Raw genomic sequence first — 13,157 nt, 5'->3', positions numbered from 1 at the left:
TTATTGGTTTTTAGAAAGGAACGAGAGCAATGCGCCATAATAAATCCGGCAGACGCCTTGGCCGTAAGCCTGACCACCGTCAGCATATGATGCGAAACATGGTGACTTCATTTTTTCAGAATGAAAAAATCACGACAACGGTCACACGTGCCAAAGAACTCCGTAAGCTGGTTGATCGAATGATTACTCTGGGGAAACGGGGTGATCTTCATGCCCGTCGGCAAGCTCTTCAGGTTATTCGCGACCAGAAAACCGTAGCTAAGTTGTTTGAGATGATAGCTCCACGCTATGCAACCCGTCCGGGTGGCTATTCGCGGATCATTCGTCTGGATAACCGCCAGGGAGATAACGCCGAGATGGCGATTATCGAGCTGGTCGAAGAAGAATTTACGCCGAAACAGAAAAAAGTTGAACCTGCAGTTAAGCAGGCGGCCTCAGCAACTGAATCCTCCCCTGCAGCGGAAGAGACAGCTAAAGAGAGCACTGAAAAAACTGCTTGATTCAGACATAGCTCAGACTTTTACAAGGGGCAGGGAAGAAATTCCTTGCCCCTTGTTTTGTTTGTGCGGTTGCTTAAGCTTGGGCAGTCGTTGACTGCCTTTGTTGCAGGTGCTAATTTGCCGCTCATATTATGTCTTTATATTCCTTGGCCAACAGGGAGCTTTTATGCACGAACAAAAAATTCAAGTTCTGCACGGAACCGTCAGCAAACTGCTGCGTCGGGGAGCAGTGACCAACCTGAAAAGAGCTCTCGGAAAAATCCATCCTGCCGACATTGCCCATCTGTTTCGCTATTTCGAACTTAGTGATCAAAAAACTCTTCTGGAGTTGATGCCCGATGTCGAACGGGCGGCTGATGTTCTCTCCGAGCTGGAACCGGAAACTTGGCCGCAACTGGCCAACCTGTTAAACAAGGATTACCTCATGGCGGTTCTCCATGAGATGGCCGATGATGACAGCGCGGTTTTCATCCGGAGCCTCTCCGATGAACTGGCGGAGGAGATCTTATCCGATCTGCATGACGAGCAGTCTGAGGATGTTGAAAAACTGCTCGGCTATGATGAAGACACTGCCGGTGGAATCATGTCCACTGATGTGTTTTCTCTTGATCAGGACACCACTGTTAAAGAGGCTATCGCCGCACTGCAGAACTCTGAAGACTATGAAATGGTCTTTTATGTGTATGTGACCGATGAGCACAACCACCTGGTCGGCGTTCTGTCCCTCAGACAGTTGCTAACAGTGCCGCCGCTAACCAGGCTGGCGGATATCATGTCGACCAACGTGATGCGAGTGCGCACGGATATGGACCAGGAGGAAGTTGCCGAGCTGGTGGCAAAGTACAATATCCTGGCCATTCCAGTCGTTGACGATCATGGTAAGTTGATCGGTTTGATTACTGTTGACGACGTTATCGATGTCATGCGGGACGAGGCGACGGAAGATATTTTGCGCATGGCGGGGACCAGTGAAGAAGAGCTGTTACTCGGCTACAAGTCTCTCCAGATCGCCCGCCTGAGACTACCCTGGTTGTTGGCCACCCTGGTTGGTGGGGTGATTACCGGCAGCCTGATGTGGTTATTTCGGGCCACTCTCGAACAGGTCATCATGCTGATCTCATTTATTCCGGTCATTACCGGAATGGGGGGGAATGTCGGAGGCCAGACTTCGTCGATCATCGTTCGTGGCTTCGCGACCGGGCGGATTGATTTCACCATGATCAGGCAGGTTTTTCTGAAAGAATTGCGGGTCGGTCTGATCATGGGAGTGGTCTGTGGTTTGGCGATTGCCACGGTCGCGACGATCTGGCATCAGAATATTTTTCTGGGGCTGGTGGTTGGCTTGGCCATGATCACCGCGATTACCGTGGCCGCCTGTATGGCGGTTATTGTCACCACATTTTTCAGGCGCATCGGGATCGACCCGGCCATCGCCTCAAGCCCCTTTGTGCAGACCGTCAATGATATTACCGGAATCTTGATTTATTTCAGTACGGCCACCCTTTTTCTTCAATATCTGGTTTAATACACTCTGCCAGGCGGTGATCCATGGGAAAATTGAGCCAACGCTGTGAAGGAATTGTGCTGAGGCACTCTGATTATGGCGAGGCAGACCGGATTCTTAGCTTATTGACTCGGGAGCATGGCCTTAAAAAAGGTTTTGCCCGTTCTGCCCGAAACAGTCGCAAACGCTTCGGTTCAGCCCTGGAACCTTTTACTCAAGCCATTTTTCACTGGCGGGAGGGGCGCGGTACCCTGTGGTCTTTACAGGAGGCTGAACCCATCAACTTGCGCTTCGGGCTGCGCAAGGATTTTGCTCTGCTTGCTTTGGCCAGCTATGGTGTCGAACTGGTTGAATTGCTGTTGGAGGAGGGTGAACCTCAGCCGCAGATATATGCGATTCTGAACAGCTTTCTGGATTATCTGGATTCCGGTGGCGAACCTAGGGTCGCCAGGCTGTTGTTGGAGCTGCGGCTGGTCTACCTGCTTGGTTACATGCCGCACCTGTTGCACTGCAGTGAATGCCTGGTTATTTTTAAGCAGGATGATTCGATCCGTTTTGACATTGGTCGCGGCGGCAGCCTTTGTCAGGCTTGTGCCCATGGTTCCGGGACCGCAATTGCTGTCGGGACAGTGGGCTCGCTGGCGCGTTCGCTGAGGGTTTCCCCGGAACAGTTTGGCGGATTCGCCTTCAGTTCTAAAACCTTGCAGGAGGCGTTGCTGATCTTTGCCGCGATCCTGCAGTCAATTCTGCCGAGAATGCCGAAGTCACTGAAATTTCTCAATTGATCTTGGGACCGGTAATCTTGACATCTACCCGAGGCGAAGCTAAACTCGCGCAGGTTCTTTATTTTGACTCACTCGCCGTTTTGTGGCGGTTTTCAGATATTTGGAGGAACAGTGACTTTTCAGGATTTGATTCTATCATTGCAAAATTACTGGGCACAGCAGGGTTGCATCATTCAACAGCCCTATGACATCGAGAAAGGCGCTGGAACTTTTAACCCGGCGACCTTTTTACGGGCTCTAGGCCCCGAGCCATGGAAAGCTGCTTATGTCGAACCTTCCAGGCGCCCGACTGATGGCCGTTACGGTGAAAATCCTAATCGACTGCAGCATTATTATCAGTTCCAGGTGATTTTGAAGCCGTCTCCTTTGAATATTCAGGATCTCTATCTCGATTCTCTAAAAAGCTTCGGGATTGATCCCAAAGCCCATGATATCCGCTTTGTCGAGGATGACTGGGAGTCTCCTACCTTGGGCGCCTGGGGGCTCGGCTGGGAAGTCTGGCTGGATGGTATGGAAATCACTCAGTTTACCTATTTTCAACAATGTGGCGGAATCGACTTGAAACCGATCCCCGGGGAAATCACCTACGGGATCGAGCGGATTGCGATGTACCTGCAAGGGGTTGACAATGTCTATGACCTCGAGTGGGTCAAAGGAATCAAATACGGCGATGTCCACCATCAGACCGAGGTTGAATTCTCCCATTACAATTTTGAGGAAGCTGATACCAGCATGCTCTTTCAGCTCTTTGATATGTATGAGAAAGAGAGTATCCGGCTGGCTGAGGGAGGGCTGGTTTTTCCGGCCTATGATTTTGTCCTGAAATGTTCCCACGCTTTCAATCTGCTGGACGCCAGAAGCGCCATTTCGGTGACCGAACGGGCAAGCTATATCGGCCGGGTCAGAAATATGTCCAAGCTTTGCGCAACCGCTTATGTCGCCCAGCGTGAAAAACTTGGCTACCCTTTGTTGAAATCCAAATAATTTTATTCAATTGTAGTCGTTTCAACCGACTTGCAACCGGAGCAATACATGTCTGCTGAACTGTTTCTCGAATTGGGAACTGAAGAATTACCGGCCGGATTTATCCCGCGAGCCCTGCAGGATCTTAAGGATCTGTTGTCTCAGGAGTTGGCAAATGCACGGGTGACCTTCGGTACGATCCGTACTTTTGCCACTCCCCGCCGTTTGGCCATTTCGATTATGGATGTCGCTGCCCGCCAGCAACGTCAAGAGCTTGAGATAACTGGCCCACCGGCGCGGATTGCTTACGACGAAGCCGGCAAGCCGACCAAAGCCGCGGAAGGTTTTGCGCGGACTAACGGGGTCAGTGTCGATGAGTTGCAAACCGTGACCACCGAAAAAGGGGAATACCTGTTTCTTTCCAAGGTGATTGAAGGTGGGGAGACCAGCGTAGAACTGCCCGAAATCCTGCATCGAGTGGTCAGCCGGATCAGTTTTAAAAAGTCGATGCGCTGGAAAGATCTCGATGTCCGGTTTGCGCGTCCCATGCACTGGATTGTCGCCCTTTATGGCGGCGAAGTGGTTCCGTTCTGCTTCGGTGAACTGCACAGCGGTCGGGTTTCCCGCGGTCATCGCTTCATGGCGCCGGAAGAATTTACCGTCAGCGGGGTGGATGATTATCTGCGCAAAGCCGAGCAGCACCATGTCATTCCTGAAATTGAGAAACGCCGCCAATTGATCGAAATGCAGCTGGCTGAGTTGTCCCTGGAGCTGGGTGGTCGCATCAATCCCGATGAGGAACTGCTGGAGGAGGTCAGTTTTCTGGTGGAGTCTCCGCAGGCGTTGGCCGGGACTATTGACGAGCGTTTTTTGCAGTTGCCCGATGAACTGCTGATTACCAGTATGCGCGAGCATCAGCGTTATTTCACCCTGGTTGATGACAATAACAAGCTGATGCCACACTTTATTACCATTGCCAACACTCATGCCATAGATCCCGCAGTGGTCGTCGCTGGCAATGAGCGGGTCCTAAAGGCACGGCTGTCCGATGCCATGTTCTTCTGGCAGGAAGATCAGAAAAAAACATTGGAATCCAGGCTTGAGCCGCTTAAAAAAGTCGTTTATCAAGCCAAACTCGGAACCAGTTACGAAAAAATTGAACGCTTCCGCCAGATTGCTGCGGGTCTTGCACAACAGTTTGCTCCTGATGTCGTTGCGCTGACCGAGCGCGCCGCGACTCTCGCCAAGTGTGACCTTGAAACCGGGATGGTTTATGAATTTCCGGAGCTGCAAGGGGTTATGGGGCGTGAATACGCACTGCTCGAAGGGAATGATCCCCGCGTCGCCAAAGCGATCTATGAACACTACTTGCCCATTCAGGCAGGTGGTGATTTGCCGAGCGACGATGTTGGGGCTTTTGTCTCCATCGCCGATAAGATTGATACCATCTGTGGTTGCTTCAGCGTCGGCCTGATCCCGACCGGCACCGCCGATCCCTACGCTTTACGGCGCTCCGCCATCGGTATCCTCGCCATTATTCTGGAACGGGGTTATGGGATTTCCATTCCGGCACTGGTGGCCGAGAGTGTTGGCCTGCTCAAGGCAAAACAGCAACGGCCGGAAGCGGAGATCACCAGTGATGTCTGTGAGTTCATCCGCTTGCGGTTGGTCAATATGATGACCGGCCAGGGCTATGCAGGGGATATTGTCGAAGCCGTCCTCAGTGCCAGTTTTACTGAGCCGGTTGAAGCGCTCAAACGGATCGAGGCTCTCTCCACGCTGAAGCAGCGGGAAGATTTTGAAGCTTTGAAAGTTGCGTTTAAGCGGGTCGGTAATATTATTAAAGAAGGTTTTGACCAACCCGTTGATCCGCAATTATTAACCGACGAACGGGAACAGGAGCTGTTCAGCGAGCTGCAGAAAACTGAAGCAAGGGTGCAGGAACTGGTTGCTGACCGGGATTACCTGCAGGCCCTGGAGGTTGTTGCCGGGCTGCGGCCGCCGGTCGATGCCTTTTTCGACGGAGTCATGGTTATGGTCAAAGATGAGGCGGTGAAAAACAATCGGCTGGCTCTGCTAACCAAAATCGCCGGACTGTTCAAGGGGGTTGCTGACTTCAGTAGGCTCGCCTGACCAGAGAACCTGAAATCGCCCGGCACAGCTGCGCAGACGCCCGCGATTGTCATACCAGATTGAAAACGAACAACCAATTTAGTGGTGTTAAGGAGACATGATGGGACAATACGTTTACTCATTCGGCAATGGACAGGCGGACGGAGAAGGCTCACTTCGCGTGTTGCTGGGCGGCAAAGGAGCCAACCTTGCCGAAATGACCTCGATCGGTTTGCCGGTGCCCCCCGGCTTCACCCTGACCACGGAGGTCTGCAAGGCCTTTTATGAAAATAACCGGAGTTATCCGGAAGGTTTACGGGCGGAGGTTGCCGCAGCCCTTGCGTTGGTTGAGAAGCGCATGAATAAAGGTTTTGGTGACCAGCAGAACCCATTGCTGGTTTCGGTCCGTTCGGGTGCGCCTGCGTCGATGCCAGGCATGATGGATACGGTCCTTAATCTTGGACTGAATGACCATACTGTTACGGGGATCATTGCACAAAGCAATGATCCCCGTTTTGCTTATGATTCTTACCGACGCTTTATCCAGATGTATGCCAATGTCGTTAAAGGGATGGATGGAGAGATTCTGGAGAGCCTGCTGGAGCGTGCCAAATCGTCAAAAGGGGTGACCCTTGATACCGAGTTGAGCGCGGCGGATCTCAAGCAGCTGGTCGCTGATTTCAAAGCATGTTATCGAACAACCCTCGGGGAAGACTTTCCGGAAGATCCCCATGAACAGCTCTGGGGGGCGATTGGGGCTGTTTTCGGGTCATGGATGAACCCGCGGGCGGTGACCTATCGCAAACTGCATTCCATTCCCAGTGATTGGGGAACGGCCGTTAACGTGCAGGCGATGGTGTTCGGTAATATGGGGGAAGATTGTGCGACCGGGGTTGCCTTTACCCGTGATCCGGCCACCGGTGAAAACTATTTTTACGGGGAATATCTGGTCAATGCCCAGGGCGAAGATGTGGTTGCCGGAATTCGTACCCCGCAGCCGATCAATCGGGCCAAACACAAGGAGGGGGATCTTCCGGCCATGGAAGATGTCCTGCCGGACAGTTATCAACAACTCGCCAAGATCCGCACTATCCTTGAGCGCCACTACAAGGATATGCAGGATATCGAATTTACAATCGAAACCGGAAAGCTGTATATGCTGCAGACCCGTACCGGCAAGCGGACGGCGCAGGCGGCTATCAAGATCGCCGTCGATATGGTTCAAGAGGGTTTGATCAGTGAGAAAGACGCGGTGCTGCGGGTTGAACCTGCGCAGTTGGATCAGTTGCTGCACCCCTCCCTGGATCCGCAGGCCGAAAAAGAGGTCATTGCCAAAGGCCTGCCGGCTTCTCCCGGGGCGGCCAGCGGTCAGGTTGTCTTCAATGCCGAGGAGGCTGAAGAGCAGAACCGTCTGAAGAAAAAAGTTATCCTGGTGCGGATCGAAACCAGCCCGGAAGATATTCACGGCATGAATGCCGCGCAAGGAATTCTGACGGCGCGGGGCGGAATGACCTCTCACGCGGCGGTCGTGGCGCGCGGGATGGGGAAATGTTGTGTCTCCGGCTGCAGTGACATAAAGATCGACTATGAGAAGCAGCAACTGGTGACCCGCTCAGGTCATACCATCAAAAAAGGGGATGCCATAACTCTGGATGGTTCCACGGGTGAAGTGATTCTCGGTACCGTACCCAAGGTGCAACCCGCCGTCAGTGGCGATTTTGCCACGCTGATGTCCTGGGTGGATAAGTTCAGGCGCCTGAAGGTCCGGACCAATGCCGACACGCCCCATGACTCGCAGACTGCGCGGGATTTTGGAGCAGAAGGTATCGGCCTATGCCGAACCGAGCATATGTTCTTTGAAGGGGATCGGATCCAGGCGGTGCGGGAAATGATTCTTGCCGATAATCTTGCCGGGCGGAAGAGCGCCCTAGACAAGATCCTGCCCATGCAGAAGAGTGATTTCCTCAATATCTTCAAGGTGATGAAAGGACTGCCGGTGACCATTCGGCTGCTCGACCCGCCGCTGCACGAGTTTTTGCCCCAGAATGAAGATGATATGTCGGAATTGGCGCATGCCGTAGGGATGAAATTCTCGGAAGTTAAGGCGCATGTGGAGCAGCTTCACGAATTCAACCCGATGCTGGGCCATCGTGGCTGTCGTTTGGCAATCACCTACCCCGAGGTCTATGACATGCAGGTGCAGGCAATCATGGAAGCCGCCTGCGAACTTGTCAAAAACGAAGGCTTTGAGATCGTCCCGGAAATCATGATCCCGCTGGTCGCCCATGTCAACGAACTGCGAATTTTACGTGCCAATGCGATCAGGGTTGCGGACGAGGTCTGTCGGCGCTACGGCGTCGAGGTGAATTATCTGATCGGCACCATGATCGAATTGCCTCGGGCTGCCCTGACCGCTGATGCCATCGCCCAGGAAGCTGAATTTTTCTCTTTCGGGACCAATGACCTGACCCAGACGACCTATGGCCTGTCCCGTGATGATGCCGGTCATTTCCTGCCGGACTATGTGGAGCGTGGGGTGTTGAAAAGGGACCCCTTTGTGGCCCTTGACCAACGTGGCGTCGGCGAACTGGTCAGGATCGGTTTTGAACGAGGCCGCAGCACCAGAGCTGATTTGAAGGTCGGGATTTGCGGAGAGCATGGTGGAGAACCGAGCAGTGTTGTTTTTTGTCACAATGTCGGACTCGATTATGTCTCCTGCTCCCCTTATCGCGTTCCGATCGCCCGTCTGGCAGCTGCTCATGCCGCGCTTCAGGACAACCGTTAGACTGCTGGTTTAAAAAGCAGAAGCAAGTAAAAAGGCCCCGCTGGAATTCAATTTCCGGCGGGGCCTTTTGCGCTTATCAGCGCAATCCAATCAACTCAGTCCGTGTTTTTTCACAAAGGTGATCAGTTGATCGTAGGAAAGGGGCTTGCTGTAATAGAATCCCTGGGCAATGCAGTGGCCCAGGTTGAGCAGATATTCATGCTGAATTTTGGTCTCAACCCCCTCGGCGATGAAGTCGAGTTGTAAGCCGTTGGACACATTGATCATCGCCGGAATAATGGTGTCTTGTTGGTTCTCTTCGGAAATCTTCTGCACAAAGGATTTGTCGAGTTTCAAGGTGTTCAGGGGGAGGCGATCCAGATAGCTCAGCGATGAGTAGCCGGTTCCAAAATCATCAATGGCGATTTTTATACCGGCGTCGGTGAGTTGGACGATATTGGCGATGGTCCTTTTCATATTCTGCACCAGCACATTTTCCGTCAGCTCCAGTTCGATATCGGCGGGATTAATGGCATGTTCCTCCAACCGGCCTAAAAACGTATCGGCAAAATATTCCATCGCCAACTGCTGAGCGGACATGTTGATGGACACGCGGATCTGCAAGCCCAGACCGCGCCATCGGTTGATATCGTGACAGACCTTCTCCAGAACGATTTCCCCGATATCGTTGATCAGTGAGGTTTCTTCCGCAATATCAATGAATTTTCCGGGGAGGATCAGTTTTTTGTTGGGGGACATGATTCTGACCAGCGCTTCGACCGCATGAATTTTTTTCAACGGCAGGTCGATCTGGGGCTGGTAGAAAACGACAAAGCGATCATGCTTGATGGAGTCCCGAATCAAATTCTCGATGAAGACTTTCTGACTGTTCTGATTTTTGAGGTTCCTGTTGTACAGGCAATACCGGCTCCCGGTCTTGGTCTTGGCATTGCAGACTGCGGTATCGACATTCTTGATCAGCTCTTCACGGGTTTCGCCGTGCTCGGGAAAGATGGCAATGCCGACGCTCAGGGTATAGTGAATCTCGTGACCGTTGTGCAGGTATGGCATCGAGGCCTGGGCGATAATTTTATCCGCCACGGTCATGGCATCAGCCTCGCTATCTATGTCTGGCAGCAGCAGAATGAATTCATCACCACCCAGGCGGGCCAAGGTGTCGCCTTCCCTTAGTTCTCTGCGCAGGGTGCTGGCAAAACTGCGCAGAAAGTCATCCCCGATACTTTGTCCGTAAGTGTCATTGATCAGCTTGAAGCGGTTGATGTCAATGAACAATACGGCAAACTTTTCATGATGCTGGCCAGCATGGGTGATCAATGCCGCGAGATGCTCGTTAAGCAGGGTTCGGTTCGGCAGCCCGGTCAGCAAGTCGTGATTCATCTGAAAGCGGATGATTTCTTCTGATCTTTTTCGCTCGGTGATGTCTCTGGCAACCCCATAGGTGCCGATAAAGTTCTGCGTCAGCGTGTTGTGCCGGCCGAGCTTGTAGCCGCCGGCGATCTTTTTTTCTATGTTGAGGGCGCGCACCTCGACATGGAGCAGATTGTCCTGGTTCTTGCAGACTAACCGAAGTTCAAGACTGCTGGTGTTTATGGGGAAGTGGCCGTTATTGAAGAACATGTTTGCCTTGGCGAGATCTTTGGCGTAGACCACATCACTGTAGTGCTTGCCGATCAGCTCCTTACGGCTGTAACCCAACAGTTTGATAGTATTTTTGTTGACAAAGACGAAGTTGCCGCAACGATCGAGCATATAAAGCAGGTCGGGCGAATTGTGAACGATGAACCGGTGCAGGGCTTCCGACTCCTCAAGTTTTTCGACCATCTCGCGGTTTTGCAACTGAAGAGCTTTTTTTTCGCAGACGTTTTTAATGGAGAACAGCAGCTCATCTGTGCTGTAGGGCTTGCGGATAAAATCTTTGGCCCCCGCTCTGAGGACCTCAATCGCTTTCTTGATCTCAGACTCGCCGCTGACGACGATGACGCTGGTATCGATCTTGTGAGCGTTGATGTGATGGAGAACCTCGGTTCCATCCATATCCGGCATATTCAGATCGAGCAACACCAGATCGTAGGGATGGAGCTGCAGTTCGTCGATTGCCAGTTGTCCGCGGGTCACTGAATGTGCATTCAGTCCGACTGTGGCAAGTATCCCCCGAATACTTTTGGCCATGGCCGGATCATCATCAACGATGAGAATCTTCATTTCCTGGGTTGATGTGAGACACTGCTGGATGTTATCGAAATAACTAAAATCCATTATTCTGTCTCTAACTCACTTTTTTCTGTTACGCGGGGAATAAGTATTTTAAATTCGGTGCCTTTTTCATGTCGTGAATAACATGAAATGGTCCCGTCAAGCTCCTCAACAAGGCTATTGACGATAGCCAGGCCAAGACCGGAGTGGCCTGTTTTGGTACTCGTAACCGGTTTGAAAAGATTTTTAAGAACTTCTGGTGCTATGCCGGGACCATTGTCGCGAATACTGATTTCAACATGCGGCCGCTTGTTCTGGTAATAATTGTCTCTGCTTTCAACGTCCAGGCGACCACCTTCCGGCATGGCTTCAACGGCATTTTTGATAATATTGATCAAGATCTGTTTTAGCTTGTCTTTGGAACAATACAAAATCGGGATTTGCCCGTCCAGCTTTAAACTTGATTCGATCCGGTTGGTTTTGAAAATGGAGTTTTTAAAAAGTTTATCCAACTCAACAATGAGCTTGTTAACGTCAGTCCGGTCCTCTCTGGCTTGCCCCTCGGCCTGAGGATCCTTGGCACGCAACAGAATATTGGCGGCGCGTTCGATTTCTTCGCTGATATAGCGAAGTTCTTCCTGGGCCGGGTGCTCCGCGTCGATTTTTTTGCCGAGGACATAGAGATAGTTATTGATAATGGTCAGCGGGTTGCTGACTTCGTGGGCGACCTTTCTGAAATCAATGAGTGGCATTCCGGCGCCAACGCTGCTCGCTTCGCGGATGATGAAATACTTTCCGGCGATTTCCCGGCTGAGCAGTCTAAGCAGGTCGGCGCGTTGCTGAATCGTTGTGATGTCGCTCTGATTGCAGCCGATGGCAATGACCCCGGCGGAAACCTCCGCCCGGTAAAGCGGCAGAAAATAGGCACTGTCGCTACCCAACAAGCGGATCATTTGTTTATCCCCGATGGAGCCGCCGGCGCCTGCCGCAAGAATTTCCTGGCGAGTCTGAAACGCTTTGACCAACAAGCTGCGCTGGTCAGCCAGGGAGAATTCCATCTCTTCGAGCTGTTTGATCTTGAGGTCGTTAATGGGGATGAGCTTGAGCTGTTGGTCATCGGCACGAAAAAAATGCACCGCCGACAGGTTGAACAGAGTGCTGAAACCGACCCTGATTTCCTTGGTAAAATCAATAAATTGTTGCTTTTCACTGCGTGAAATGGTCGAGGCCAGGGCGAAATTTTTGATTTGCCTGGCCAGTTGCTGGTGGGTTCGGGGTGGACTTTCCTCTTCAAAAAAACTTTGTTCCTGATCTTCCATGTAAAAACGGGAACTGAAGCCAAGATCGGCAATCATCTGCTTGCTGAGTTCAACCGAGGCCCCAAGACAATCCTGGATGCTGTTTTCGGTCAGGTCAAAAAGTATCCCCGCCCGTTCCAGAATTGTCCGTTCGCTGCGCGCAGAATTCCTCGAGCTGAGTGGTCCCGCGGCGGCAAGAATCCTCAGCAGGATGGGAGCGTTGACCAATTCTTCAAGGGGCGCCTGCTGAAATTGCACGGCGTCGGCGATAAAGGAATCGAGCCGCCAGCTTTCGATCAGTGCCGCGCCGAGTTCGCAATGGTCCATCTGCAATGTTGCACGCTCGTGAGCGACAAAGTTCGGCGTGTCCTCATAATAACTGTTCAACAGCGGGAGATAGTCATTTTCCCGGTTCAGCAACAACAACAGCATACCGATCTGGTGCAGCAGACCGGCCAAAAAAGCTTCGCCGGGTTTTTCGTAGCCGACCAGCTTCGCAATTCGGTGGGCGAGGTTGGCGCAGAGTAGGGAGCGCAGCCAGATGTATTTAACATTGGTGCTGAATTCTTTGGAAAAGCGGGAGAAAAACTGTTGGATCGCGCAGGTTACGACAATGTTTTTAACATTGACCAGGCCCAGGACAATCAGCATTCGACGGATATCGGTGATTTCATTCCACTGCCGATAGGCAGGGGAGTTGGCAACCTGTAGAATTTTGGCGGTCAAGGCAACATCTTTGCCGATGGCCGTTGAAAACATCTCGAAATTGGCGTTTTCGTTATGACACAGGTTCAGTAACTCAACCAGAAGACTCGGTTCCGAAGGCAGGTTCTCTACAGAATAACTTTTGTTTTTCAGATAGATATGGTGCATTCCAGCCTCACTTGAACAGTAACCCTGGGTGCTTTCTGACAACCGGATACCAGCCTAGCTCTTAGCGGATAAAGACTAAACCATTGGAATAAATAAGTTTACTTGAAATGTAAAAGGAAATAAATATTTTTAATTATTTAATTA

At 51.7% G+C, this 13,157-nt stretch carries 8 protein-coding genes; 6 read left to right on the top strand and 2 right to left on the bottom strand.

Annotated elements, in window-relative coordinates; translation table 11 throughout:
• Nucleotides 1-29: 29 nt before the first annotated feature.
• The 6 genes from rplQ to ppdK all read left to right on the top strand — a co-directional run bounded on the left by rplQ (nucleotide 30) and on the right by ppdK (nucleotide 8,649).
• Complete coding sequence (gene rplQ, locus N909_RS0102860) at nucleotides 30-500, top strand: 50S ribosomal protein L17 (protein WP_029911083.1); 471 nt, start codon at nucleotides 30-32, stop codon at nucleotides 498-500.
• A 166-nt stretch (nucleotides 501-666) separates the two neighbouring features.
• Entirely contained in the window at nucleotides 667-2,025 is a 1,359-nt protein-coding gene (gene mgtE / locus N909_RS0102855; protein ID WP_029911081.1) for a magnesium transporter, read from the top strand.
• Nucleotides 2,026-2,048: 23 nt separating this feature from the next.
• Entirely contained in the window at nucleotides 2,049-2,789 is a 741-nt protein-coding gene (gene recO, locus N909_RS0102850; protein ID WP_051689476.1) for a DNA repair protein RecO, read from the top strand.
• 111 nt (nucleotides 2,790-2,900) lie between these two features.
• A complete protein-coding gene (gene glyQ, locus N909_RS0102845; protein ID WP_029911077.1) occupies nucleotides 2,901-3,773 on the top strand; it encodes a glycine--tRNA ligase subunit alpha in 873 nt (290 codons plus the stop codon).
• Nucleotides 3,774-3,821: 48 nt separating this feature from the next.
• Complete coding sequence (gene glyS, locus N909_RS0102840; RefSeq protein ID WP_029911074.1) at nucleotides 3,822-5,885, top strand: glycine--tRNA ligase subunit beta; 2,064 nt, start codon at nucleotides 3,822-3,824, stop codon at nucleotides 5,883-5,885.
• 97 nt (nucleotides 5,886-5,982) lie between these two features.
• Nucleotides 5,983-8,649: a pyruvate, phosphate dikinase gene (ppdK, locus tag N909_RS0102835; RefSeq protein WP_029911071.1), complete on the top strand. Its 2,667-nt coding sequence runs from the start codon at nucleotides 5,983-5,985 to the stop codon at nucleotides 8,647-8,649.
• A 90-nt stretch (nucleotides 8,650-8,739) separates the two neighbouring features.
• Here ppdK and N909_RS0102830 read toward each other — a convergent pair whose 3' ends face one another.
• Complete coding sequence (locus N909_RS0102830; RefSeq protein WP_063336406.1) at nucleotides 8,740-10,851, bottom strand: EAL domain-containing protein; 2,112 nt, start codon at nucleotides 10,849-10,851, stop codon at nucleotides 8,740-8,742.
• Between the two features lie 53 nt (nucleotides 10,852-10,904).
• Nucleotides 10,905-13,013 (bottom strand): HDOD domain-containing protein, encoded by a 2,109-nt coding sequence (locus N909_RS0102825; RefSeq protein WP_029911065.1) that lies wholly within the window; start codon nucleotides 13,011-13,013, stop codon nucleotides 10,905-10,907.
• Between the last annotated feature and the right edge of the window lie 144 nt (nucleotides 13,014-13,157).

Source organism: Pelobacter seleniigenes DSM 18267 (assembly GCF_000711225.1).
GTDB classification, from domain to species: Bacteria; Desulfobacterota; Desulfuromonadia; order Desulfuromonadales; family Geopsychrobacteraceae; genus Seleniibacterium; species Seleniibacterium seleniigenes.
Note: the sequence above shows the minus strand (reverse complement) of the source record. Positions and strands in the feature narration are given on the sequence as shown.

Coding starts and splice junctions, on each gene's coding strand:
- N909_RS0102825 (WP_029911065.1), bottom strand. CDS start 13,013: ATGCACCATATCTATCTGAAAAACAAAAGTTATTCTGTAGAGAACCTG.
- recO (WP_051689476.1), top strand. CDS start 2,049: ATGGGAAAATTGAGCCAACGCTGTGAAGGAATTGTGCTGAGGCACTCT.
- N909_RS0102830 (WP_063336406.1), bottom strand. CDS start 10,851: ATGAAGATTCTCATCGTTGATGATGATCCGGCCATGGCCAAAAGTATT.
- mgtE (WP_029911081.1), top strand. CDS start 667: ATGCACGAACAAAAAATTCAAGTTCTGCACGGAACCGTCAGCAAACTG.
- rplQ (WP_029911083.1), top strand. CDS start 30: ATGCGCCATAATAAATCCGGCAGACGCCTTGGCCGTAAGCCTGACCAC.
- glyS (WP_029911074.1), top strand. CDS start 3,822: ATGTCTGCTGAACTGTTTCTCGAATTGGGAACTGAAGAATTACCGGCC.
- ppdK (WP_029911071.1), top strand. CDS start 5,983: ATGATGGGACAATACGTTTACTCATTCGGCAATGGACAGGCGGACGGA.